We start from the raw sequence: 25,965 nt of genomic DNA, 5'->3' as shown, positions 1-25,965 counted from the left end.
GTTTATTCGTATTAACCCCTGATGTGAGAGCGTCGGGGGTTTTTGATTTTTATATATTTATTATGTGCGTATTTTGTTTGCTAGTTTGATATCAACCTGAATTTTATATGAATCACTAAAACACAGTTTTGTGTGATAAGACTTAAAAAATAATTGGAAAAGTAACAATAAACAATGGTAAGCGTCCTCGCTTAGCTCAAATAAGCACAAGTGTGGACGCTTTCTCTATCTTGGAGAACTCATATAGAAAGGTACACGTTAGGAAACATGCGCCATCTCGGAGGATTATTTATCCCCACGTAGCGTGCAACTTGTTGCACGAATGATTAACCTCGATGTGTAATTCATGATTTCGTGCGTAGCGTGCGTCTTGATACACGACCAAGCCACCCATAGAACGTTATTTACCCCTTTCGGGCAGTCACGATTTCGTGCAACAAGTTGCACGCTACAATTTACTAAAATAGTGATATGGAAATAGACATTTCTGGACGAACGGATTTTGTCAGCATAGTGGGTCTAAATACAAAACTTGTGGAGGAGTATATAAGGAATCGAGGAAAAGAAGACAGGTTCAAGATAATTTATCGACGAAAGAGCATGATCCCTTTAAAGGGTAGTTAAGGAAGTTATTAGACACGTTTTGAGTAGCTTGTGAAGTATAAGTGCTTATAGTAGAGCCTAAAAACCACATGTTTTACATGCGGATTGTTATTTTTATATGTTTATTTATGGATGAATCAGACTTAATATGAATTATTGAAACTCAATTTTGCACGATAACACTTAAAAATGATTGGAAAAGTAACCGCACTTTCTAAAAACAGAACGATGGTTCAAGCATCCTCGCTTGGACCAAATAAGCACAAGCGTGGACGCTTGCGCTATCTTGGGAGAGGGGGAAAAATCTAATCTTTTACAACGTTTCTATTTTCAGACTTATCCCTATTTTTCTCATCTTGCATTTCTGCAGACTTTCTAGCTGACTCTGGGGTCTTCAAATATAATTCATCTAGCTCTTTTGGTTCTGTAATAGCTTTACGAACAATGAAGTTAATTAAGTCAAACATTTTTTCTGCAACATCATCAAAATCTTCATCTGACATAGTTCCTGGGTGAACTGCATTATTTCCAGTAATTCTTAAGGTATCTGCAACTTGTATCACCTTAGCAGGCAAAGAACCATCACCTGCTAATGCACGAATATCATCATTAATGTTTTTACCCTCTTTACCCAAGTGTTTTAATAACTTCTGTAATGCTAATCTTAATAAAGCTGCTCCACCACGATGAGATTTGCTAAAAATAGAAGCCGCCTCCATATAATCAGCCTTAACATCTTCGGGCATATCTTCTACAGGAAAAGGAGCATTTCCCGTATCAGGATAAATCATAAATCCTACAGCACCTACAAGTGGATCTACGTGCATCTCTTTTCTCCATAAACTTTTTTTCTTACATTTATAACATTTAGCCTCTCTGTAATTCGAAAAGTCCCACTCCGAACCACTATTCCACGCCATATAAGCATACGTATTACAAAATGGACAATTAAAAGCTTCAAGATTAAATTTAGGAGCCACATAGTTATTCATATATTTTCCTCATAATTACTAAATTTCATTAATCGCATTCAAAATCCGTTTATCCGACACCTGATACTTCGTTCCTAACTGCTGCGCAAATAAACTCACACGCAATTCTTCGATCATATATCGAATCTCCGCCACTTCATCAGAAATCGGTTTGGATTTCGGCAGTTTGGCAAGAAGCTGTTGATAGGCTTGTTGCACTTGTTCCACGCACAACATGGCGGCACGATCGCGATTGACATCCTGAGCGAGTTTATCCATACGTTTATCGATGGCTTGCAGATAGCGGAGTAAATCCGGCAGGCGGGCGTAGCCGCTTTTTTGTACGAATCCTTGATAAATCAAACCTGAAATCTGGCTTTTCATATCAGACAGGGCAAATGCCATAGTGAAATCCATTTTGCCTTTGAGACGTTGGTTGAGCTGGTGTGTGAGCGTGAGGATCTGCTCCACTTTTTGCGCAATATCCACGGTGACTTCATTAACGTTTTCACGCACGAAATCCCGTAGCTTATTAAAACCTTCTTCGTTCCACACAAAGCCACCAAAATCAGCAATCAGTTTATCCACAGCACAAGCAATACAGTCATCAATCAAATCCAACACACGACCAAATGGTGTGAAATACAGCCCCAATTTGGCTTTATTCGGCAATTTTTCATGCAGATATTTAATCGGTGACGGCACGTTGAGCAGCAACAAGCGACGCAAACCTTGTTGCATTGCCACCGCTTGTTCAAATTCCGTTTCAAACAGTTTAATGCCCACTGCGTCTTTTTCGTCCACAATGGCAGGAAAGGCTTTCACACTGAAACCGCGCTGCTTTTGTTCGTAACATTGTGGCAACTCTGCAAAACTCCAAATGTGCAGTCCGCTTTGTTCAATGCCATCGTCTGCCACGGCGGAAATGCTTTCTTGCACACGATCTTTTAAACTAAATTTTAGCTCGTCCAAATTCATGGATTCGGCGATTTTCTTGCCGTTTTCATCTACTACGCGGAAGGCCATTTTCAAATGGCTTGGGATTTGCTCCCAATGCCAATGTTCCGCCTCTACGGTGACGCCCGTCATGCGACGCAATTCATAAATCAACGTATCCAACAACGGTTTTTCCAACGGCACGGCACGCCCTAAAAAGGCTTGGGCATAATTGGGTGCAGGCACGAAATTACGGCGATAGGATTTCGGCAGAGACTTAATCAGCGCAATCACCAGTTCTTCCCGCAAGCCCGGAATTTGCCAATCAAAACCGGTCATGTCCACTTGGTTGAGTAACGGCAACGGAATATGCACGGTCACGCCGTCCGCATCCGTACCCGGTTCAAATTGATAAGTCAGTTTGAGTTTCAGATTGCCTTGATGCCAGAAATTCGGGAAATCCAACTTGCTCACTTGTTCTGCATCATCCTTAATCAAAAATGAGCGTTCAAAATTAAGTAGCTCAGGATCTTGTTTTTCCGCCTTTTTCCACCAAGTATCAAAATGTTTTTGCGACACCACGTCTGTGCCGATACGCTGATCGTAAAACTCAAATAAAGTGCGCTCGTCCACCAAAATATCGCGGCGACGGCTTTTGTGTTCCAATTCCTCCACTTCACGAATCAGCTGCTGATTTTGCTTGAAGAATTTATGCTTGGTATTCCAATCCCCCTCCACTAAGGCAGATTGAATAAAGATCTCACGGCTCACCCCTGGGTCAATGGCGCCGTAATTCACCGGTCGGGCTGCCACAATTGGCACGCCATACAAACTGACTTTTTCATCGGCAATCACCGCCCCGCGAGATTTCGACCAACGCGGCTCAGAATAGGATTTTTTGGTTAAATGCTCGGCGAGCGGCTCAATCCATTCCGGCTCAATTTCCGCCACCATGCGACCCCAAAGTTTGGAGGTTTCCACCAACTCTGCCGCCATCACCCATTTCGGTTGTTTTTTGAAAAGCACGGAATTTGGGAAAATCGCAAAATGCGCATTGCGCGCGCCAAGATATTGTTGTTTTTCCGCTTCTTTTAAGCCGATATGCGACAGCAAACCGCTTAAAAGTGCGGTGTGAATTTGCTGATATTCGGCTTTTTCAGAATTAATCGGCAAGCCCATTTCACGCACGGCAAGACGAATTTGCTGATAAATATCCTGCCATTCGCGAATGCGCAGATAATTTAAGAAATCCTTTTGGCATTGGCGACGGAATTGATTTTTCGTCAGTGCCTTTTGCTGTTCTTGCACATAATTCCAAAGATTCAAAAACGCTAAGAAATCCGATTTTTTATCAGCAAAACGGCGATGTTTTTCATCGGAAGCCTGTTGTTTTTCGGTTGGACGCTCACGCGGATCTTGGATGGATAACGCGGAGACGATAATCATCACTTCATAAACGCTGCCAAAATCAACCGCACTTAGAAGCATTTTAGCAAGGCGTGGATCGACCGGGAGTTGGGCAAGATGGCGACCGATTGTCGTTAATCGACGTTTTTCACCCGATTTAGTTTGAACGGTTTCAAACGCCCCCAGCTCTTCCAATAACTTCACGCCATCTTGGATATGCCGTTTATCCGGCGCATCCACAAAAGGAAACGCTTCAATGTCATCCAAACCCAATGCTGTCATTTGCAAAATGACGGAAGCCAAATTGGTACGCAAAATTTCCGGATCGGTAAATTCCGGGCGATTGTTAAAATCCTCCTCCGAATAAAGACGAATACAAATGCCTTCGCTCACCCGTCCGCAACGCCCTTTCCGCTGATTGGCAGAAGCCTGTGAAATCGGCTCAATAGGCAAGCGCTGCACTTTGGTGCGATAGCTATAACGGGAAATACGCGCCGTGCCGGGGTCAATCACATATTTAATGCCGGGCACGGTCAATGAGGTTTCCGCCACATTGGTGGCTAACACAATGCGATTTAAGCCGCTAGGATGGAAAATTTTATTTTGTTCTTGCGCAGACAAGCGGGCAAAGAGCGGTAGGATTTCCGTGTGTTTTAAATTTTGCTTTTGCAAGGCTTCGGCGGTGTCGCGAATTTCCCGTTCACCGTTCATAAAGATCAAAATATCGCCACGACCTTCCGCTTGCAGCTCATCCACCGCATTGAGAATGCCTTGTAGCTGATCTTGATCGTCTTCTTCCGCAACAGGGCGATAACGCACTTCCACGGGATAAGTTCTGCCCGAGACTTCGATAATCGGCGCATTGTTGAAATGTTTGGAAAAACGTTCCACATCAATGGTGGCCGAGGTGATAATGACTTTTAAGTCCGGACGGCGTGGCAGCAGCTGTTTCAAATAACCGAGAATAAAATCATTATTTAAGCTGCGTTCGTGGGCCTCATCGATAATCAGGCAGGAATATTGATTGAGGAAACGATCCGTTTGAATTTCCGCCAGTAAAATCCCGTCCGTCATCAACTTGATTTGGGTGTTGTCACTGATTTGATCATTAAAACGGACTTTGTAGCCCACCAAATCGCCAAGTTCTGTTTGTAATTCTTCCGCGATTCGAGCCGCTACCGAACGGGCGGCAATACGGCGTGGTTGGGTGTGTCCGATGGTACCAAGATGACCTAATCCGAGTTCCAAACACATTTTCGGCAACTGGGTGGTTTTCCCCGAACCGGTTTCCCCTGCGACAACAATGACCTGATGTTCAGAAAGCAGTTTTTCAATTTCTGCTTTGCGTTGGCTCACCGGCAGGCTTTCCGGAAAAACGATGGGATTTTTGACCGCACTTTTACGATTTTCTACACGTAATCTTGCTTGTTCAATTTGCTGTTCGATTTCTTCAGCAACGGCTTGTTGAGCTTCTTGGCTTTTAATCTTGCCGATGCCGTGAATGCGGGTGGATAAACGGCGTTTATCCACCAACATGATGTCAATTAACTGAGAAAAAAGGGATTGTTGTAGCGGAGTTAATTCGTGTTTTACAGTTCTGTTCTTCATACCGATTTACTTTTAAAACTACCGTAAGCCAAGCAAAGCCAGCCGATTAAAAAGAGTGTGCCGCCAACGGGCGTAATCCAGACTAAGAATTTACCGGCGCCGAAAGCAAGGGCGTATAAGCTGCCGCTGAATAATAAAATCCCCAATGACCATGCTCGCATCGCTAATTGTGCAAATTTAGCCTCATGCCAAAGGGATAAAGCAATCACCAGAACAGCAAGCGTATGGAAGATTTGATATTTTAAGCCGGTATCAATCCAGGCGAGGGCTTTCTCGTCTAAAACATGACTTAACCCATGGGCGGCAAACGCACCGAGAGCCACACAGAAAAAACCGCTCAAGGCGGCAATCAATAACCATTTGTTTTTCATTTAAAATTTTCCTATTAATACGGCTAAAATACCGGCAGCGATAAGCGGCCCAACAGGGATACCTCCCAGAAAAGAGACACCGATAATGGTGCCGATCACCAAGCCTGTTACCAATATTGGTTGCTCACCCATGAGCGGAACGCCTTTGCCCGCAAGCCACGCGACCAATACACCCACCGCAATGGCAACGAACATTTTCCAACTGACAAAGGCCGGCAAGCCCGGGAGCTGAATTTTGCCGGAAACCAACGGGCTTAAAACGCCAATGGTTAAAATCACGATACCAACGTGCAAGCCGTATTTTTCCAAATAAGGAATATATTGAGCGAGAAACGTTTGCTGCATGATCAGTAACACAGCGGCGGGAATGGTGATGGCGCTATTGTGACTTAAAATGCCGAGCAAAATTAACACCACCAAAAGTAACGCAATCATATTGAATTGAAGCGACATATTGATCCTAAAGTGCGGTAAGAATTTGCGGAGAATTATAGCATAAGCCAAGTCTTTTCCTTGCCGGTATAGAAAATCCATGGCGAAAAAGTGCGGTCATCTTTTAACGTCTTTTTACACAAACACCTGTTGTACCAAGAACATATATAATATCGTGCCGGCAGCGATGGATAAGAACATATTACGTTTCCACAAATGTAACGCAACGACAATCACACCGGAAAGAAATTCGGGAACACCATGAAAACCGCTAAATACATCTACGTTTTTGTAGCAATACACCACGAGCATACCAAACATTGCCGCCGGTAAGACGTTACCTAAATAACGGATATATTCGGGAATTGGGCGGTTAGCCGGGAAAATCCAAAAGGGCAGCCAGCGGGTAAATTGCACTGCCAGTACAGCAATAGCAATGGTGATAATTTGTTCACTTAATGTCATTCTTTAATTCTCTCTAATCTTGAGGCTAATTTTGGTCGGCGGAAAGTCAACACCGTCCAGATGCCAATCAAGGTAGGCAATAAGAAATAGTCATGTCCGAAAATCAGGAGGGAAAGGGCAGCGATCGCCAAACCCAACAAGGAGCTTTCATGAGATTTTTCCTGCGCCCAGTTTTCGGCAAAAATCACTAAAAATAATGCCGTCATGGCAAATTCAATGCCTTTCAAATCAAAGGGAATAATGTTCCCGAATACGTTGCCAATGCCAGCACCGATTGCCCAGTACATATGCAAATAAAACGAAACAAAAAAGAGATACCAGCCACGATCAATATGCGGTGGGACGTTTGACATGTAATTCAAGGAAAAAGATTCATCTACCAACGTGGCAATAAGGTATGGGCGTTTTTTGCCCAAGGATTTTCCGTATTTTTCCAACATCGCAATGCTATAAAAAAGCTGTCTGCCACTCACCATCAAGGTAATCAATAAGGCATTTAACGGCGCAAATGCCAAACTTAATGCACCGGCAATGATGAATTCCACGGAACCGGCGTAGATGAATAACGCCATCAATACAGGATACCAAACACCAAAACCAAGCGCTTTCATGTAAATGCCGTAAGCCACGCCAAGGAACAAAAAACCGGCAAGCATCGGCGCACTATAGGGCAAGGCGGCTTTTGCTGCCGCCCAAATGGGATGGGAATTTGTCTTGACATCAGACATACAACGGAATCTCTTCTAAGATGGATAACTCAGGCAAGGTAGAAAAACTTTGGGCTTTCACGGTTTCATAGAAATCATCCACGAACGCCATTTGTGAATCTAATTCTCGCGTTGCGGCATAAAGATTACTGTGTAATCCCTGTTCGGTGATTTTGCGTGCCACAATGTAGCCACGATCCAAATAAGGCTTCGCTGCCCAAAACGGCAATGCTGCCACACCACGTTTACTGGCCACCAACTGAATGATGGCAATGGTGAGCTCACTGGTTCGGCGGGTCGGATTGATGCCTTTCGGGTGTAATACCTTACGCAACAAATCCAACATATCATCCGGCACAGGATAAGTAATCAAGGTTTGATCAATAAAGTCTTCTGCTTGCCAAATCTCTTTGGTTGCTAGCGGATGATCTTTCGCGCACAAGCCTACCATTTCATAGGAAAACAACGGCTTATACACAATGCCCGGTGTTTCTTCGACCTCTTGCACCACCGCCCAATCAGCACGATGGCTTAACAACAACCCGACAGCATCGGTGTGGAAACCGGACACAATATCCAACTCGACTAACGGCCAATGTTGACGGAATAAATCCATAGCCGGCATGAGCCAATCGAAGCAGGTGTGGCATTCCACTGCAATGCGTAATTCGCCGGCTTCTCCTTGTTTCACCCGCGCCAAATCACGCTCTGCCTCAATCACTTTCGGCAAAATCTCATTGGCAAGCTGAATCAACCGCTCACCCGCCGGGGTAAAGTGCAACGGCTGGGTTTTACGTTCAAATAACGGCAAACCGTATTGATCTTCCAACAGTTTAATTTGGTGCGAAAGGGCGGATTGGGTGAGATAAACCCGTTTTGCCGCCAAAGAAACACTGCCTGTTTCTTTTAAGGCGAGTAAGGTTTTAAGGTGTCGAAGTTCAAGAAAGATTGGTTTCATGAGAAAGATTCATATTCATGAGGAAAATAATGAAACCGTATCATACACCAAAATGAGCTGTGCTTTAATGTTCCGGAAAAGAAAATTAAGGCATAGATTGAACAAATCCGTTCATCCTTTTTGTTGAGGTTAAATCGCAAAAGAAGACCGCACAGAGATGTCTCAAAGTGCGGTCAAAAAAGAGAGAGTTTTATGCTTTTTTGTATAATTGCGGTAACGCAGAATCTTTGTTTGTCGCCAGTAAACCTGTGCGGGAATAGATGCCGAGTTTGTCGCGGGTGTCGGTGATGTCAAGGTTACGCATGGTTAATTGACCAATACGATCCACCGGATCAAACGGTGCATTTTCCACTTTTTCCATACTCAAACGTTCCGGATGGTAGGTTAAATTCGGGGATTCGGTATTGAGTAAGGAGTAGTCGTTACCACGACGCAGCTCTAACGTCACTTCACCGGTGACTGCGCGAGCTACCCAACGTTGAGCGGTTTCACGCAACATTAAGGCTTGTGGATCGAACCAGCGACCTTGGTATAACAAGCGGCCTAAACGGATACCGTTGATGCGGTATTGTTCAATGGTGTCTTCGTTGTGAATACCGGTCACTAAACGTTCGTAAGCGATGTGTAAGAGCGCCATTCCCGGGGCTTCATAGATGCCGCGTGATTTCGCTTCGATGATACGGTTTTCGATTTGGTCGGACATCCCTAAGCCGTGACGACCACCAATGCGGTTGGCTTCAAGGAACAATTCTACGATGTTGTCGAAGGTTTTGCCGTTTAATGCCACCGGGATACCTTCTTCAAAACGCACCGTCACTTCTTCCGCTTTGATTTGTACATCTTCACGCCAGAATGGTACGCCCATGATTGGGTTCACGATACGAATACCGGAATTTAAGAATTCCAAGTCTTTTGCTTCGTGAGTCGCGCCAAGCATGTTGGAGTCGGTGGAATAGGCTTTTTCGACAGACATTTTGTAATCAAAACCGTTTTCGATTAAGAAGTTAGACATCTCAAAACGGCCGCCCAATTCATCGATGAATTTTTGATCCAACCAAGGTTTATAAATTTTTAAATTTGGGTTGGTCATTAAGCCGTAACGATAGAAACGTTCGATGTCGTTGCCTTTGTAAGTACTGCCATCACCCCAAATATTGACATCATCTTCTTTCATGGCAGAGACCAACATGGTGCCGGTCACCGCACGGCCTAATGGGGTAGTGTTGAAATAAGTCAAACCACCTGTCGTCACGTGAAACGCACCGCATTGGATCGCCGCAATGCCTTCTTGGGCTAATTGCGTGCGGCAGTCGATTAAACGAGCCATTTCTGCGCCATATTCTTTGGCTTTGCGTGGAATTGCCTCGTAATCCTCTTCATCCGGTTGGCCAAGGTTCGCGGTGTAAGCGCAAGGAATGGCGCCGTGTTGACGCATCCAAAGCAGTGCCGCGCTGGTATCTAAGCCGCCGGAAAAGGCGATACCGACTTTTTCACCTTTGGGTAAGTGTTGCAAAATGGTATTTGACATATTTTCTTTCCTTATCTGTGTTTGTTTGGGTTAATAGGGTTAATAAAACGGTGTTGTAAAAACATTTCGAAAAACAACCGCACTTTTATTCTTCTGTTGTCAGCATTAAATTCGGATCCGGATATTGGTAAACAAATTCTAATTCATGACAAATTTTTTCCGCCATGATAATGCGCTGCGGATCCTGTTCTGAGCTAATAAAGTGCGGTGGTTCTAGCCCGTATTTCTCCGCCGCATACTGATAATAGGCTTCTCGTGTAGGGTGCATTGGCGCAGCCAAATGATATAAACGGTAGCCGCCCGGGGTTTCTAACAATAATTGAATGGCGCGTGCGCAATCATCTAGATGGACTAAATTCACGGGAGAATGACCGCACTTGAGTGCTTGTTTTCCGGCAAGGGAATAAACCGGGTGGCGATCGTTGCCGACTAAACCGGCAAAACGAATAATGTCACAATCGATGTCTTGCATTTTTGCCAAGCCATTTTCAATTTCAACTAAGGCGCGACCTATGTCACTGTCCGGCTGTGGGGTGACGGATTCATCAAAATGGGCGGAAATATCAGGAAAAACGGAGGTGGAACTAATAAAAATAATATGACTTACGCCTTGTAATAAGGCTTCATTAACCAGATTTTGCACGCCTTCGACATATTGATTGAGATCGAAAAAATATTGGCTTGGTGGAATATTAATGATCAATGAATCCACATCGAGCAATGCACTGACATCATCAGGATCCGCATTAATTTCTGGGGTAAGTTCCAAATGATAGGCTTCCAAACGCATTAAACGCATTTGTTCTACTCCATCGTGTGTGCGTTTCGTGCCTTTAACTTCCCAGCCTAGATTTTTTAAATGTCGCGCCAGTGGCAAACCCAGCCAACCTAACCCGACAATGGCGACCGACCTCATATTACTCCTATCCGGTTACAAAAAATTCCCACTATTCTAATGCATAGCGGGAATTCCTTTAAGTGTTATTTTGTTAATAAATCCAAGGCTTCTTGGTATTTATCTACAGTCTTTTGAATGATATCCGACGGCACTTTCGGCGCCGGTGGCTGTTTATTCCAACCGCTGTTTTCCAACCAGTCACGAATAAATTGTTTATCAAAAGACGGTGGGTTTGTGCCTTCTTGATAAGTCTCTACTGACCAGAAACGGCTAGAATCCGGTGTTAATACCTCATCCATCAAGGTTAACGTGCCGTTTTCATCTAAGCCGAATTCAAATTTGGTGTCACAAATAATGATACCTTTGGTTAAGGCATATTTCGCCGCTTCGGTATACAGGGCGATGGCTTTTTCTTTCACTTGTGCCGCTAAATTTTTGCCAATTAAGTTTTCGCACTCGGCATAGCTAATATTAATATCGTGATTGCCGATTTCTTCTTTGCTGGATGGCGTGAAAATCGGTTCAGGCAATTTGCTGGCTTCTACCAACCCTTTTGGTAAGACTAAACCGCAAATGGTACCGGTTTGTTTGTAATCTTTCAGGCCGCTGCCGGTTAAATAACCGCGCACGATAGATTCGATTTTAATCGGGGTTAAGCGTTTGCAAACCACGGCGCGATCTTTCACTAAATCGGCTTCTGCTTTGGGTAACACATCGTAAACGCTGTCGCCGGTAAAATGATTCGGCATAATGTGCGCCAGTTTGTTAAACCAAAAGTTAGAAATTTGTGTCAGGATTTCGCCTTTACGCGGAATCGGATCATCTAAAATCACATCGAACGCCGACAATCTGTCACTGGCGACCATCAACATTCGTTTGTCATCAATTTCATACAAATCCCGTACTTTACCGGAATAGATTTTTTTTAGACTAAGTTGTGTCATTTCATTTCCTTTTTATCTGCGTAAAAATAATGGCGCGTATTGTACCGCACTTTTTACGCAAACGTTTGCATTTTTTAGGATTTTTATTGATGTTGACTTCATGTTGCAGTAAAAGAAAAAAGTGCGGTCAGAAAAAAGGATGTTTTATGACGTATCAAAGTACGCCCCAAATGTACTGCACTTTGTCGCACATACTCGCATTCATGCTTCTCAAACTTGAAAAAATGGGCTAAAAAGCATATAGTTGCGCCACACATTTTAGGACCGTCATTTAAGGCGGTTTCTTTATTTTTTCATCAAATAACACAGACAGCACAGATGACATACCCACAAGAACAAGTTAATAAACGCCGCACGTTTGCGATTATTTCTCACCCCGATGCGGGTAAAACCACGATTACCGAAAAGGTTTTGCTTTATGGTAACGCCATTCAAAAAGCCGGTTCGGTGAAAGGCAAAGGTTCCGCACAGCACGCAAAATCCGACTGGATGGAAATGGAAAAACAACGTGGGATTTCTATTACCACTTCCGTGATGCAATTTCCGTACAACGACTGTTTGGTCAACCTGCTGGATACTCCGGGGCATGAGGATTTCTCTGAAGATACCTACCGCACTTTAACGGCGGTGGACAGCTGCTTGATGGTCATTGACTCCGCCAAAGGGGTTGAGGAACGTACCATTAAATTGATGGAGGTCACCCGTTTGCGCGACACGCCGATCATCACGTTTATGAACAAACTTGACCGTGATATTCGTGATCCGATGGAATTGTTGGATGAAGTTGAAAGCGTATTGAAAATTCACTGCGCGCCGATTACGTGGCCTATCGGCTGCGGCAAATTGTTTAAAGGCGTATATCACTTATACAAAGACGAAACCTATCTCTATCAAACCGGACAAGGGCACACGATTCAAGAAGTGCGAATCGTAAAAGGCTTAAATAATCCGGAATTGGATAACGCCGTAGGTGACGATTTGGCACAACAATTACGTGATGAATTGGAGTTGGTCAAAGGTGCTAGCAACGAATTTGACTTAGATTTATTCCTAAACGGTGAACTGACACCGGTCTTTTTTGGTACGGCGTTAGGGAATTTTGGTGTAGATCATTTCCTTGATGGCTTAACCGAATGGGCGCCTGCACCGCAAGCCCGTCAGGCAGATACGCGTAAAGTGTCGGCTGACGAAGAAAAATTCAGCGGTTTCGTGTTTAAGATTCAAGCCAATATGGATCCGAAACACCGCGACCGTGTTGCCTTCTTACGTGTTGTGTCCGGAAAATACGAAAAAGGCATGAAACTCAAACATGTACGTATCGGCAAAGAGGTGGTGATTTCTGATGCGTTAACCTTTATGGCGGGCGACCGTGCACACGCGGAAGAAGCCTATGCCGGCGACATTATCGGCTTGCACAATCACGGCACGATTCAAATCGGTGATACGTTCACTCAAGGGGAAGAGTTAAAATTCACGGGCATTCCAAACTTTGCACCGGAATTATTCCGCCGTATTCGTTTAAAAGATCCACTTAAACAAAAACAATTATTAAAAGGCTTGGTACAGCTTTCCGAGGAAGGCGCCGTACAGGTTTTCCGTCCGTTGCTAAATAACGATTTGATCGTTGGGGCAGTGGGTGTGCTGCAGTTTGATGTGGTCGTTTCGCGTTTGAAATCCGAATACAACGTAGAAGCCATTTATGAAACCGTCAATGTGGCAACCGCACGTTGGGTGGAATGTGGCGATGCGAAAAAATTTGAAGAGTTTAAACGTAAAAATGAACAAAACTTGGCGTTAGACGGTGGCGATAACCTCACTTATATCGCACCAACGATGGTGAATCTTAATCTTGCGCAAGAGCGTTACCCAGACGTGACATTCTTCAAAACCCGCGAACATTAATTCGTTCAAAAACATGAAAAAAATAGACCGCACTTTGATCTTCTTCTATGGATTGCTATCGATCATTGTGCGGTTTGTCGTCTTAGATGAAAAATAGTGCGCTGTTTTGGATGGCGCTCAATTTTTAACTTGCGAAAAAGTAAAAAATCAATAAAATGAACGAACGTTCATTCAGTGGTGTGTTATTTACTGTCTGTAACCTATCAAATGTGCGAATAAAGAGAAATTTTAACCGCACTTCTCACAATTAACCCAAGTTTATTAGTGACTTTATATGCATCAATCTGAAACGGATATGATCGAGCGAATTTTTACGGCCACGAATGATTTGATGGCGACAGTGGGTTTGCCAAATTTATCCATACATAAAATTGCCAAAGAGGCCCAAATTTCGCCGGGGACGATTTATCTTTATTTTAAGAATAAAGATGAATTGCTGGAACAATTTGCAAGATATATCTTTAAATCTTTTGAAGAAACCTTGGAAAAAGACTATGATGAAAACCAGTCGTTTTTCCAACGCTATCGGAAAATGTGGTGGAATATTTGGCATTCTTTGGAACAAGATCCAACGCGAGTTGCCAATATGGGGCAATATGAATTTCTGCCCGGGTTTTATACTATTTGCAAAGAATGGGAAACGCGCGGTATTTGGCATCGTTTTTGTAAAAAAACCGCAGAAGCCGGCGAAGTATGTGATCTGCCTCCGCATTTATTATTTGCGCTTTCCTTGCAAAGCGCGCTTAATATCGCGTTTAAATGCAAACACTTTGCCCATAAGAGTTCAATGGCGATGCTGGAGTCGGTGATCGACCGCACTTGGCGCGCCATTCAAAAATAATCACTTGAGCTATTAGATAACCTTTACGGAGTTTTTTATGAGTCAAACTCAAACGAATAAACCAAAGCGTTCTCATGTTTTCTTGTTAAAACTGGCGCTGGGAATATTTATCTTAATTTTTATCGCAATGATTGTGATGAATCAGATGAAAGCAAAAGGCATTGCGGATTTCTTGGCTAACCAAGGGGAAAGAGCTGTTCCGGTGACGGCAATGACGGTTTCTGCTCAACAATGGACACCGGTGATTCAAACCACCGGTTTGGTGCGTCCGAATCAAGGGGCGATGTTGAGTGCGCAAAGTGCGGGGACAATTTCAAAAGTTTTAGTGACCAACGGACAAAGCGTGAAAAAAGGTGAGTTGTTGGTGGAATTAGACAGCTCCGTGGAGCGCGCAAGCTTACAAGCGGCTGAAGCACAAGTGATTTCATTACGTCAAACGTATCAACGTTATGCGAATTTGGCGAAAAGTGGTGGCATTTCTCAGCAAGAATTAGACAATGCCAAAGCGGCGTATGATGCGCAAGTGGCGAACGTGGAATCCTTAAAAGCCACAATTGCGCGCCGTCAAATTGTTGCACCTTTTGATGGCAAAGCCGGTATCGTGAAAGTTAATGTGGGGCAGTATGTATCGAACGGCACAGAAATTGTGCGAGTGGAAGATCGCAGTTCTATGAAAGTAGATTTTGCGATTGCACAGAATTTATTGGAAAAATTGCATATCGGCCAAAAAGTCACCGCGACAGCAGATGCCCGTTTAGGCGAAACCTTCTCGGCAACGATCTCTGCGATTGAACCGGCGATTAATTCTTCCACCGGGTTAATTGACGTGCAAGCCACGTTTGATCCGGAAGATGGCGAAAAACTGTTATCCGGTATGTTCACCCGTTTAAACGTGGCATTGGCAACGGAGTATGACCAAATTGTCGTGCCGCAAGTGGCCGTGAGCTACAACATGTATGGCGAATCGCTTTATATTTTGACCGCACTTTCTGATGAGGAAAAAGAGAAATTTGCTAGCCAAGGCGATGTGAACAAAATGTATCGTGCGAAGCAAATCACGGTGTTTACCAAAGATCGCCAAGGTATCTATGCTCAGCTAAAAGGTGATGAAGTGAAAATCGGCGATAAAATCGTGACCGGTGGTCAGCAAAATTTAAGTAATGGCGCATTAGTACTTGTCGCAGATAAAGAAGGTGTCGGCACCACACAACCGGCAACAAAAACCAATCTTTAATTAGGAAATACGAATGAAATTTACCGATATATTTATTCGACGTCCTGTTCTCGCAGTTTCGATTAGCCTGTTGATCATTATTTTAGGATTACAGGCGATTTCCAAACTGGCGGTGCGTGAATATCCTAAAATGACAACCACGGTAATTACCGTGACAACGGCATATCCCGGCGCAGATGCGAACTTGATTCAGGCGTTTGTGACCTCGAAAATTGAAGAAGCGGTCGCGCAGGCGGATAACGTGGACTATATGTCTTCTTCCAGTAGACCGAGCAGTTCTTCGATCACGGTGAAAATGAAATTAAATACCGACCCGAATGCGGCGCTTGCTGATGTGTTGGCGAAGGTGAATTCCGTGCGTTCAGAATTGCCAAGTGGGATTGAAGATCCGACGGTGACTTCTTCTACCGGTGGTTCGGGCATTATGTATATTAGTTTCCGTTCCAATAAGTTAGATGCAAGCCAAGTGACGGACTATATTCAACGTGTGGTAAAACCGCAGTTCTTTACCGTTGAAGGGGTGGCAAGCGTCGATATTTTCGGTGCATCCGAATATGCTCTGCGCATTTGGTTGGATCCGCAAAAAATGGCGGCACAAAACCTTTCTGCCACGCAAGTGATGTCTGCCTTATCGGCAAACAACGTGCAAACGGCAGCGGGTAACGACAACGGTTTTTACGTGGTGTACAAAAATAAAGTGGATACCACCACAAAATCCGTTGATGAGTTAAGCAAACTGATTGTGTATTCCAATGGCGATAAACTTGTCCGTTTACGCGATATTGCAGATATTGAATTAAATAAATCCAGCGATAATGCCCGTGCGGTGGCAAATGGTTCGGATTCCGTGGTGTTGGCAGTGAATCCGACGTCTTCGGCAAACCCGTTAACGGTGGCGGAAAAAATCCTGCCGTTGTATGAAAACATTAAAAATAATTTGCCGAATGCCATTCAAACAGACATTTTATATGACCGCACTGTTGCCATTAATAACTCCATTGAAGAAGTGGTAAAAACCATCATTGAAGCGACTCTCATCGTGTTGGTGGTGATTACCATGTTTATTGGTTCCTTCCGTGCGATTTTGATTCCGGTCATTACCATTCCGATTTCCCTTATCGGGGTGATCATGATGCTACAAACGTTGGATTTCTCCATCAATCTGATGACATTGCTAGCCTTGATTTTGGCAATCGGTTTGGTGGTGGATGATGCCATTGTGGTGTTGGAAAACGTTGACCGCCATATTAAGCTCGGTGAAACGCCATTCCGTGCGGCAATTATTGGTACACGTGAAATTGCAGTGCCGGTCATTTCCATGACGATTGCGTTGATTGCGGTATATTCGCCAATGGCGTTAATGGGCGGCATTACCGGAACATTGTTTAAAGAGTTCGCTTTAACCCTTGCCGGTGCGGTGTTTATTTCCGGTATCGTAGCATTAACGCTTTCTCCGATGATGACCAGTAAATTGTTGAAAGGACACGATAAACCAAGCAAATTGGAAGAGCGTGTTAACCGCACATTAACTAAAATCAACAATGCCTATACTTATGTTTTAGGTTTAGTAATGGCGAATCGGAAATGTATGTTGGTATTTGCGGCAGCGATTTTTGCCACATTACCGGTATTGTTTAATTCCCTTTCCAGTGAATTGACGCCGACGGAAGATAAAGGCGCATTCTTGGCGATTGGTTCTGCACCATCTAACGTGAACGTAGATTATGTGCAAGCGGCGATGGCACCGTATCAAAAAATGTTAACGGATACAGACGAAGTGCAATTTGCCATGAGTATTTCCGGTGTGCCAAGCACCAACCAATCTTTGAACGTAGTGACCTTAAAAGACTGGAAAGATCGTTCTAGAAATCAGGCGCAGGTTTTGGCAGAATTGAACGCCAAAGCCAAAGGTATTCCTGAAGTATCTGTCAGTGGTTTTGCCTTCCCGGAAATTGAAACCGGGGAACAAGGGCCACCGATTGGTTTTGTGATTAGTACGTCAAAAGGCTATGAAGATTTAGCGAATGTTGCCGGTAAATTCTTGGAAGCGATGCAGAAATCCGGCAAGTTCGTTTACTCGAGCTTAGATTTGAAATTCGACACGGCACAAATGCACATTAAAATTGATCGTGAAAAAGCCGGTACTTACGGCATTACGATGAAACAAATCAGTGCAACATTAGGCAGCTTCTTATCTGCGGCGACAGTTGAACGTGTGGATATTGACGGTCGTGCGTATAAAATTATTTCACAGGTAAAACGCGAAGATCGCTTATCTCCACAAAGTTGGGATAATTATTATGTTTCGGCTGCAAATGGCACATCAGTTCCTCTAAGCAGTTTGGTGAGCATGACGTTAGAACCACAACCAAGCTCTTTGCCACGTTTCAGCCAGCTGAACTCGGCGGTGATCAGTGCGGTACCGATGCCGGGTTCTTCCATTGGGGATGCGATTCAATGGCTGAAAGACAGCTCAAAAGAATTGTTACCGCAAGGTTATAACTACGACTTCAAAGGTGAAGCCCGTCAGTTGGTGCAAGAGGGTAATGCGTTAGCCGTGACGTTCGTGTTGGCGGTAGTGATCATTTTCTTGGTGTTAGCAATTCAGTTTGAGTCTATTCGTGACCCAATGGTAATCATGATTTCCGTGCCGTTGGCGATCAGTGGGGCATTATTGGCGTTAAACGCATTCGGTTTTGTCGGCAAAGCCGGCGCTACACTGAATATTTACTCTCAAGTAGGCTTGATTACATTGGTCGGCTTAATCACCAAACACGGTATTTTAATGTGTGAAGTGGCAAAAGAAGAGCAGCTCAATCACGGTAAAAACCGTATTGAAGCCATTACTGAAGCCGCCAAAGTGCGTTTGCGTCCGATTCTGATGACCACTGCGGCGATGATTGCCGGCTTGGTTCCATTGCTTTATGCCACTGGCGCAGGGGCAGTCTCCCGTTTCAGTATGGGGATCGTGATTGTTTCAGGCTTGGCGGTTGGTACGTTGTTTACCCTGTTCGTGTTGCCGGTGATTTATTCTTACGTGGCAAGTGAACATAAACCGCTTCCGGAATTTGATGAAAACGTCAAACCGATTGAAGGTGAGATAAATCACTAATTCAAATCATCCGTAAAACAGACCGCACTTTTGAGCCGTATTGAGCTGTTCTAAGTGCGGTTCTTTTTTGTTTTATTTTTTCACATTTCAGCGGATTTATGATATTTTAACCGCCGATTTTAATCAGTTTATGGACGCTCCATCGCGTCTTCTCTTTTCATTAACTAAAAGGAAATTTGAATGGAAGCTCAACAAGGCAGCCCAATGTCAATGTTATTTATTTTCATCATCTTCGGATTGATTTTCTATTTCATGATTTATCGTCCGCAAGCGAAAAGAAATAAAGAACATAAAAAATTAATGTCCGAATTAACCAAAGGCACCGAAGTGTTAACCGCCGGCGGTATCATCGGTAAAATCGCCAAAGTGCCTGAAAAAGGGGATGTTATTGTGATTGCGTTAAACGATAAAACCGAAATTACTATCAACCGTAATTACATTGCCGCCGTGTTACCAAAAGGCACAATCGAAACTCTTTAATCTATTCCTCAAGGGAACAAGAAAGCTATGTTAAATCGTTACCCTTTATGGAAGAATCTAATGGTGATCTTTTTGGTCGCCATTGGTGTTTTATACGCTCTTCCAAATCTTTACGGTGAAGATCCTGCCGTACAAATCTCAGGAACTCGTGGTCAGGAAGCCGATTCCGGTGTCTTAAGCGAAGTTCAAACCGTCCTAAAAGACAATCATCTGACAACCAAATCTGTCGTATTGGAAAACGGCTCGATTTTAGTGCGTTTCGACAATACCGATGCGCAATTACTCGCCAAAGATAAAATCACTGAAAAATTAGGGACAAATTATTCTGTTGCGTTAAACCTTGCACCGGCAACACCAAAATGGCTAAGTAGCATTGGCGGCAACCCGATGAAATGGGGCTTGGACTTGCGTGGTGGTGTACGTTTCCTGATGGAAGTGGATATGAACTCAGCGCTAAGCAAACGTCAGGAACAACTACAGGATTCCTTACGTACTGAATTGCGCAAAGAGAAGTATCAATATAGCGCCATTAAGTCAGCAGAGAACTTCTCCACGATAGTCACATTGGCGAATCCGGAACAGTTATCTGATGTACAGCGTTATTTACGCAAACAGCATCCAACCCTAGACATTCGCGCGATTTCTGATAATACCCTGTCTTTGGCGTTATCTGATGCGGCATTAAACGAAGCTCGCGAAAGCGCGATTGAACAAAACTTAAGTATTTTGCGTAAACGTGTCACTGAACTGGGCGTAGCTGAAGCCGTGATTCAACGCCAAGGCGCAGAACGTATTGTGGTTGAATTGCCGGGTGTGCAAGACACTGCCCGCGCAAAAGAAATTCTGGGTGCAACAGCGACCCTTGAATTCCGTTTAGTCAATGGCAACGCCAACTTAGATGCGGCAGCTCGTGGTATGGTGACTTCTGATTCTGAAGTGAAATATGACAGAAACAATCGCCCTATCGTGCTGTATAAACGTGCCGTATTAGGTGGTGAACACATTACCAACGCCAGTTCCGGTGTGGATCAAAATACCTCCAGACCGCAAGTCAGCGTCACCTTGGATAGCGAAGGTGGTGAAATCATGTCGCAAACGACGCGTGCCAACATCCAAAAACCGATGGCAACGTTGTATGTAGAATATAAAGACAGCGGCAAAAAAGATGAAAATGGTAAAACCATTTTACAAAAACACGAGGAAGTGATTAACGTTGCCACCATTCAAGGTCGTTTCGGTAGTCAATTCCAAATTACCGGCATTGACTCTCCGGCTGAAGCACAAAACCTTGCAGTGTTACTTCGTTCCGGTGCGTTAATTGCGCCGATTCAAATCGTGGAAGAACGTACCATCGGTCCGTCTCTTGGCGCACAAAACGTCGAACAAGGTTTGCAAGCAAGTTTCTGGGGATTGATGGTGGTTGTGGTCTTTATGATCATTTACTATCGTAAATTCGGTATCATTGCGGACATCGCTTTAATTGCTAACATTGTTTTATTGGTTGGGTTAATGTCCTTATTACCGGGCGCTACGCTTACCATGCCGGGGATTGCCGGTATCGTGCTGGCGGTTGGGATGTCTGTGGATGCGAACGTGTTGATCTTTGAGCGGATTAAAGAAGAGATTCGCAATGGTCGTCCGATTCAACAAGCCATTAACGAAGGTTATAACGGTGCATTCAGTTCTATCTTTGATGCGAACTTAACCACCATTTTGACTGCGGTGGCACTCTACGCCGTGGGGACAGGTCCAATTAAAGGCTTCGCAATCACCTTATCTTTAGGGATTGCTATCTCAATGTTTACCGCAATCACCGGAACACGCGCAATCGTGAATTTCTTATACGGCGGCAAACGAATTGATAAATTATCAATTTAACGGTGAGGAAATATATTGTGAATTTAGAAAATAGAAGTCAGCCAATTAAAGAAATTCAAGGCATTAAACTCCCTTTCCGTTTAGTGGAATTCATGAAATTCCGTCTGTGGGGCTACCTTGCTTCCGTCGTGATTATCGCAGTTTCCTTATTCTTTGTGTTTACCAAAGGTTTCAACTGGGGCTTAGATTTTACCGGTGGCGTGGTGGTAGATACCCACTTCTCCCAACCGGCGGATTTGGAAAAAATCCGTTCTACGTTGGTGCAAAATGGCATTGAGAGTCCACTGGTGCAAACCACCGGTGGTGTGCGTGATGTGATGATTCGCCTACCGGCAACCGATGATGCGCAAATCGGCGATCACGTCCAAAAAATGCTGAACACCTTGGATAGCGATATTCAAATTCGTTCCATTGAGTTTGTTGGGCCGAACGTAGGTGAGGAATTAACCCAAGGGGCAATTTACGCCACACTAGCCACCCTCATTATGCTCTTGCTTTATGTGGGCATGCGTTTTGAATGGCGTTTAGCCACCGGCGGTGTGCTTTCTTTAGCGCACGACGTAATTGTTACCCTAGGGGCATTCTCTTACTTACAAATCGAAATGGATTTAACCTTCATTGCTGCGATCCTTTCTGTAGTAGGTTACTCGTTAAACGACAGTATCGTGGTGTTCGACCGTGTGCGTGAAAACTTCCGTAAAATCAGACGGATTTCTGCCATCGACATCATCGATATTTCTTTAACTCAAACCCTGTCCCGTACTATTATGACCTCGCTCACGACATTGATTGTGGTCATTGCTCTTTATGTTTTCGGCGGTCCAACAATTCATAGCTTCTCACTTGCGTTGCTCATCGGGATCGGTTTCGGTACTTATTCTTCCATCTTTATTGCGATTGCTATCGCCTATGATTTAGGCTTAAATCGTGAACACATGGTTCAACCCAAAGTGAATAAAGATGATATTGATGAAATGCCGTAATTGAGCATTAAGGAAAGGCGCTAAAAAGAGGCCCCTCGACCGGTTCAGTTGAGGGGCTTTTTTCGTATTAAGCAATGTTGAGTTTAGGAATTACGTTAATAGATTTCATTGAAACAGTTGACGCTATTGAGATTCAAAACGCTCGAATGCCAGTACTTTATTTTCGACTTTGCGTAACATGAAGGTAGCAATGCCGGTAATCAGTAAATAGATACCGCCGGCGATACCATAGATGGTCAACGCATCATATTCTGTGCCATAGAGCTGGCGAGCATATCCCATGATGTCCATAATCGTGATGGTTGACGCCAACGATGTGCCTTTAAATACCAAAATAATTTCATTGGTGTAAGAAGGCAGTGCGCGTTTAAGAGCGTATGGAATCAAAATTTTAAGCGTTTGCACGCGTGACAATCCTAATGCGGCACAACTTTCCCATTGACCTTGGGGAATGGCTTTGACGGCACCATAAAAAAGCTGAGTAGAGTAAGCTGCACTATTTAATGCTAAAGCCAGCATAGCGCAAAACCACGCATTGGAAAGTAAAGACCAAAGCGGACTTTGCGTAATAAATTCAAATTGCCCCGGGCCACTATAAATTAAAAAAATCTGAATAAGTAGGGGCGTGCCGGTAAATAAAACAAGATAAAAATTCACCGCACTTTTTAGCCAGCGATTCCCCATGGCAAGGATAAACGTGAAGAGTAACGCTAATAAAAAGGCGATTAATAAAGAGGCGAACGTGAGCAATAAACTGGTCGGAATGCCCTGCGCAATCACCGATAAATAATCTTCAAACATTATGCATTCCCTCGCTCAAATCGAGTAAATCGTCTTTCTAATTTGCGAATCGCAACTTGGCTGACAAGCGTCACTGCCAAATAAATTAATGCTGCAATGCCGTACCACGTAAAAGGTTGGTGTGTATTAGTGTTAATCAATCCGGCTTGGCGCATTAAATCATCTACGCCAATTAGTGAAACAAGTGCGGTGTCTTTTAACAACACAAGCCATTGATTGCTTAATCCCGGCAAAGCATGACGCCATACCTGTGGCATGATGAGGTGAATAAAGGTATAAGGACGACTTAACCCCAACGCCATACCTGATTCCCATTGCCCTTTGGGAATGGCTTGAATAGCGCCCCGTAAGGTTTGGGAGGCGTAAGCGGCAAAAATCAGGGATAAGGCAAATACACCACAACCGAAGGCTCCAAATTCAATATATTCACCGGTTAATAATTCTACGATTTCCGTTGAGCCGAAATAAATCAATAAAACGACCAAAATTTCAGGCAAACCACGCAATAACATCACCAAAAAAGCGGTAGTTCTGGCAATGATCGGGTATTTATTGGACTCAAGTGCGGTGAAAAAAATACCTAAAATTAAACCGACGATGAGCGAACAAACAGCAAGCCCTAAGGTCGTTAGGGCTGCATGAAAAATTAAAGCGAGATAATCATAAAACATAAATTATTTTGTCATCCATTTATCATAGATTTTTTGGTATTCGCCACTGGCTTTGATGGCATCTAACCCTTTGTTTAAGTTATCTAATAATTCTTTAGAAGATTTATTAACGGCAATACCTAAGCCATTGCCAAAATATTTTTTGTTGGTCACTTTCTCACCGACAAATTGGATTTCAGGTTCTTTTGTGATCATATCGGCAAGCACGGCTGTATCGCCAAAAATCACGTCAATACGCCCGTTTTTTAAATCCAAAACCGCATCTTGTAAGCTGGCATAGGCTTTGATGTCATATTGTTTTGTTTCTGCCGCTGTGTATTGTTGGAAGGTAGTGCCATTTTGTACCCCTACATTTTTCGCCTTGGCTAAATCGCCTTTGCCTGTTAATGCAACGTAGCTTGCCGAGCTGTCGTAGTAGGGTTGAGAAAAGGCAACTTGTTTCGCACGTGCATCCGTAATATCAATGGCGGAAATTGACGCGTCAAAACGTTTTGCTTTTAAACTTGGAATCAACGCATCGAATGCTTGGCTTTTAAAGTGGCAGGTCGCTTGAATTTGTTGACAAACGGCATTGGCGATATCCACGTCAAAGCCAATGATTTCACCTTTTTCGTTTGTGGTTTCAAATGGCGGATAGCTTGGTTCCATTGCAAAAGTGATTTCTTGTGCGTTGGCGGCAAGTGCGGTGCCGACGAGTAGGGCGGTTAAAAGTAATTTTTTCATGATGTTTCTCCTTCTAGATTAAATGTTATGTGATAAATAGTGTTTAAACTGTTCGGTTTTAGGTTGTTCAAAGCAACTGTTGTCGCCCATCTCGATAATATGGCCTCGTTCCATGTACACGACTTTGGTCGCCACTTTTTTCGCGACATTCACTTCATGGGTGACAATCACTTGGGTAATACCGGTTTGTTGCAATTCTTCAATGATGGAGACGATTTGCGCAGTAATTTCCGGATCCAGTGCGGCCGTCGGTTCATCAAATAACAGCACCTGCGGTTTCATCATTAATGCGCGCGCAATGGCGACGCGTTGTTGTTGACCACCGGATAAATGGAGCGGAAAACGCGCTGCGTGTTCTTCCAAACGTAAACGTTGCAACAGTTCCATCGCCTGTTGTTTGGCTTCCGTTTCGCTTGTGCCAAGAATTTTCATCGGCGCTTCAATGAGGTTTTGCAACACGGTCATGTGCGGCCATAAGTGATACTGTTGAAATACCATGCCCACATCACGACGTAGTTGGCGAATTTGTTTCGGATCATTATTGGCGGACAAATCAAATTGATTATTAGCAATGCTCAATTCGCCCGATTGTGGCACTTCCAGCAAATTTAGCGTACGAATTAAGGTGCTTTTGCCGGCACCACTTGGGCCTAATAGCACCACCACATCGCCGTCATCGGCGGTTAAATTAATATCGAATAAGGCTTGATTGGCGCCATAGAAAAAATTCAGGTTTTTAACACTAATTGTCATTGTGACTTCTGCTCTTGTATCAAATTATCGTTGGAATGAAAATATATTATTATTTTGTGCATAATTATGCAATAAATTTATGCATATTTTTATGAAGCAATCATTCTTTTTTTGCCAACATAACCGTAAAGGCAATGATAAATTTATGCTATAGTACCCGCCTGAGTAAGTTGAGGAAGAAGTAAGGATAACTATGACATTAAGTCTCATTGTTGCCATGACAAAAAATCACGTTATCGGGCAAGAGAACAAAATGCCGTGGCATTTGCCGGCAGATTTAGCGTGGTTTCGCCAAAATACCTTAGGAAAGCCGGTGATTATGGGACGAAAAACCTTTGAGAGTATTGGTCGCCCATTACCCAAGCGAACCAATATCGTGTTGTCTCGCCAACCCTTTATTCATGAAGGCGTGCTATGGAAAGGCAGCATAGAAAGTGCGGTCGATTTTGCAGGTGATTCTCAAGAACTGATGATCATTGGCGGCGGGCAGCTTTTTAAACAAGCGCTACCTTTGGCAAACCGTTTATATTTAACGGAAATTCAAACGGAATTGGCGGGTGACACGTTTTTCCCACAGATTGCATATGACGAATGGAAGATTGAGTTCGAACAATGGCGACCTGCCGATGAGCAGAACCCTTATGATTGCCGTTTTTTAATTTTACAACGGAAATAACGAAAAACGGGGTTAAAAGAGACGATTTAAATCTCCTTAATCGCAAAAGGGAAAACACCAGAAAAAACGACCGCACTTTTATG

Annotated in this window: 22 protein-coding genes and 1 pseudogene; 9 read left to right on the top strand and 14 right to left on the bottom strand. The window is 43.7% G+C overall.

All coding sequences use genetic code 11. From position 1 onward, the window contains the following. Window positions 1-470: 470 nt before the first annotated feature. Window positions 471-620 (top strand): annotated as a pseudogene (locus tag HMPREF9065_RS10155) (IS200/IS605 family transposase); the annotation flags it as partial. 288 nt (window positions 621-908) lie between these two features. Here HMPREF9065_RS10155 and HMPREF9065_RS00310 read toward each other — a convergent pair. The 10 genes from HMPREF9065_RS00310 to HMPREF9065_RS00355 all read right to left on the bottom strand — a co-directional run bounded on the left by HMPREF9065_RS00310 (window position 909) and on the right by HMPREF9065_RS00355 (window position 11,828). Then, complete coding sequence (locus tag HMPREF9065_RS00310; RefSeq protein ID WP_021617099.1) at window positions 909-1,595, bottom strand: DUF4145 domain-containing protein; 687 nt, start codon at window positions 1,593-1,595, stop codon at window positions 909-911. An 18-nt stretch (window positions 1,596-1,613) separates the two neighbouring features. After that, window positions 1,614-5,525, bottom strand: coding sequence for an ATP-dependent RNA helicase HrpA (gene hrpA, locus HMPREF9065_RS00315; RefSeq protein WP_021617098.1), 3,912 nt, complete (start codon window positions 5,523-5,525; stop codon window positions 1,614-1,616). Further along, window positions 5,522-5,896 carry a DUF423 domain-containing protein gene (locus tag HMPREF9065_RS00320; protein ID WP_021617097.1) on the bottom strand — a complete coding sequence of 125 codons (375 nt, stop codon included), beginning with the start codon at window positions 5,894-5,896 and terminating at the stop codon, window positions 5,522-5,524. The genes hrpA and HMPREF9065_RS00320 overlap by 4 nt, the downstream gene beginning before the upstream one ends. After that, window positions 5,897-6,349, bottom strand: coding sequence for a DUF441 domain-containing protein (locus tag HMPREF9065_RS00325; protein ID WP_033002798.1), 453 nt, complete (start codon window positions 6,347-6,349; stop codon window positions 5,897-5,899). A 114-nt stretch (window positions 6,350-6,463) separates the two neighbouring features. Continuing rightward, window positions 6,464-6,793, bottom strand: a complete 330-nt coding sequence (locus HMPREF9065_RS00330) for a branched-chain amino acid transporter permease (RefSeq protein ID WP_021617095.1) — start codon at window positions 6,791-6,793, stop codon at window positions 6,464-6,466. Continuing rightward, a complete protein-coding gene (locus HMPREF9065_RS00335; RefSeq protein ID WP_021617094.1) occupies window positions 6,790-7,521 on the bottom strand; it encodes an AzlC family ABC transporter permease in 732 nt (243 codons plus the stop codon). Before HMPREF9065_RS00335 ends, HMPREF9065_RS00330 begins: the two co-directional genes overlap by 4 nt. Beyond that, window positions 7,514-8,458 carry a LysR family transcriptional regulator gene (locus tag HMPREF9065_RS00340; protein ID WP_021617093.1) on the bottom strand — a complete coding sequence of 315 codons (945 nt, stop codon included), beginning with the start codon at window positions 8,456-8,458 and terminating at the stop codon, window positions 7,514-7,516. The genes HMPREF9065_RS00335 and HMPREF9065_RS00340 overlap by 8 nt, the downstream gene beginning before the upstream one ends. Before the next feature lie 190 nt (window positions 8,459-8,648). Next, window positions 8,649-9,986, bottom strand: a complete 1,338-nt coding sequence (gene argG / locus HMPREF9065_RS00345; protein WP_006718777.1) for an argininosuccinate synthase — start codon at window positions 9,984-9,986, stop codon at window positions 8,649-8,651. Window positions 9,987-10,071: 85 nt separating this feature from the next. Next, on the bottom strand, window positions 10,072-10,902 hold the full coding sequence (locus HMPREF9065_RS00350) for an SDR family oxidoreductase (protein ID WP_021617091.1): 831 nt from the start codon (window positions 10,900-10,902) through the stop codon (window positions 10,072-10,074). A gap of 65 nt (window positions 10,903-10,967) precedes the next feature. Beyond that, a complete protein-coding gene (locus tag HMPREF9065_RS00355) occupies window positions 10,968-11,828 on the bottom strand; it encodes a phosphoribosylaminoimidazolesuccinocarboxamide synthase (protein WP_021617090.1) in 861 nt (286 codons plus the stop codon). 318 nt (window positions 11,829-12,146) lie between these two features. Here HMPREF9065_RS00355 and prfC point away from each other — a divergent pair, with 318 nt between their 5' ends. The 7 genes from prfC to secF all read left to right on the top strand — a co-directional run bounded on the left by prfC (window position 12,147) and on the right by secF (window position 22,258). Continuing rightward, the gene (prfC, locus tag HMPREF9065_RS00360) at window positions 12,147-13,730 is read left to right on the top strand and encodes a peptide chain release factor 3 (protein ID WP_033002797.1); all 1,584 of its coding nucleotides are present in this window, start codon (window positions 12,147-12,149) and stop codon (window positions 13,728-13,730) included. Window positions 13,731-14,004: 274 nt separating this feature from the next. After that, window positions 14,005-14,571 carry a TetR/AcrR family transcriptional regulator gene (locus HMPREF9065_RS00365; protein WP_021617087.1) on the top strand — a complete coding sequence of 189 codons (567 nt, stop codon included), beginning with the start codon at window positions 14,005-14,007 and terminating at the stop codon, window positions 14,569-14,571. A gap of 37 nt (window positions 14,572-14,608) precedes the next feature. Then, window positions 14,609-15,805: a multidrug efflux RND transporter periplasmic adaptor subunit AcrA gene (locus tag HMPREF9065_RS00370; RefSeq protein ID WP_021617086.1), complete on the top strand. Its 1,197-nt coding sequence runs from the start codon at window positions 14,609-14,611 to the stop codon at window positions 15,803-15,805. A gap of 13 nt (window positions 15,806-15,818) precedes the next feature. Continuing rightward, window positions 15,819-18,917: a multidrug efflux RND transporter permease subunit AcrB gene (locus HMPREF9065_RS00375; protein WP_021617085.1), complete on the top strand. Its 3,099-nt coding sequence runs from the start codon at window positions 15,819-15,821 to the stop codon at window positions 18,915-18,917. 180 nt (window positions 18,918-19,097) lie between these two features. Next, the gene (gene yajC, locus HMPREF9065_RS00380; RefSeq protein ID WP_021617084.1) at window positions 19,098-19,397 is read left to right on the top strand and encodes a preprotein translocase subunit YajC; all 300 of its coding nucleotides are present in this window, start codon (window positions 19,098-19,100) and stop codon (window positions 19,395-19,397) included. A 27-nt stretch (window positions 19,398-19,424) separates the two neighbouring features. Continuing rightward, complete coding sequence (gene secD / locus HMPREF9065_RS00385) at window positions 19,425-21,275, top strand: protein translocase subunit SecD (RefSeq protein ID WP_021617083.1); 1,851 nt, start codon at window positions 19,425-19,427, stop codon at window positions 21,273-21,275. 17 nt (window positions 21,276-21,292) lie between these two features. Continuing rightward, a complete protein-coding gene (gene secF / locus HMPREF9065_RS00390; protein WP_033002796.1) occupies window positions 21,293-22,258 on the top strand; it encodes a protein translocase subunit SecF in 966 nt (321 codons plus the stop codon). A gap of 123 nt (window positions 22,259-22,381) precedes the next feature. Here the strand turns inward: secF and artM are convergent, their stop codons facing one another. From artM to artP, 4 genes are read right to left on the bottom strand one after another with little or no spacing between them, the layout of a single operon-like run. Beyond that, window positions 22,382-23,059, bottom strand: coding sequence for an arginine ABC transporter permease ArtM (gene artM / locus HMPREF9065_RS00395; RefSeq protein WP_021617081.1), 678 nt, complete (start codon window positions 23,057-23,059; stop codon window positions 22,382-22,384). Further along, window positions 23,059-23,730, bottom strand: coding sequence for an arginine ABC transporter permease ArtQ (artQ, locus tag HMPREF9065_RS00400; RefSeq protein ID WP_021617080.1), 672 nt, complete (start codon window positions 23,728-23,730; stop codon window positions 23,059-23,061). Before artQ ends, artM begins: the two co-directional genes overlap by 1 nt. Window positions 23,731-23,733: 3 nt before the next feature. Further along, a complete protein-coding gene (locus tag HMPREF9065_RS00405) occupies window positions 23,734-24,453 on the bottom strand; it encodes a lysine/arginine/ornithine ABC transporter substrate-binding protein (protein WP_021617079.1) in 720 nt (239 codons plus the stop codon). An 18-nt stretch (window positions 24,454-24,471) separates the two neighbouring features. Continuing rightward, window positions 24,472-25,206 (bottom strand): arginine ABC transporter ATP-binding protein ArtP, encoded by a 735-nt coding sequence (gene artP, locus HMPREF9065_RS00410; RefSeq protein ID WP_021617078.1) that lies wholly within the window; start codon window positions 25,204-25,206, stop codon window positions 24,472-24,474. 193 nt (window positions 25,207-25,399) lie between these two features. On the opposite strand from artP, the gene folA reads away from it, so the two are divergent. Beyond that, entirely contained in the window at window positions 25,400-25,882 is a 483-nt protein-coding gene (folA, locus tag HMPREF9065_RS00415) for a type 3 dihydrofolate reductase (RefSeq protein WP_021617077.1), read from the top strand. Window positions 25,883-25,965 lie beyond the last annotated feature (83 nt).

The sequence above is a fragment of the Aggregatibacter sp. oral taxon 458 str. W10330 genome (genome assembly GCF_000466335.1).
Classification (GTDB): domain Bacteria; phylum Pseudomonadota; class Gammaproteobacteria; order Enterobacterales; family Pasteurellaceae; genus Aggregatibacter.
This window is presented reverse-complemented; position numbering and strand designations above follow the sequence as displayed.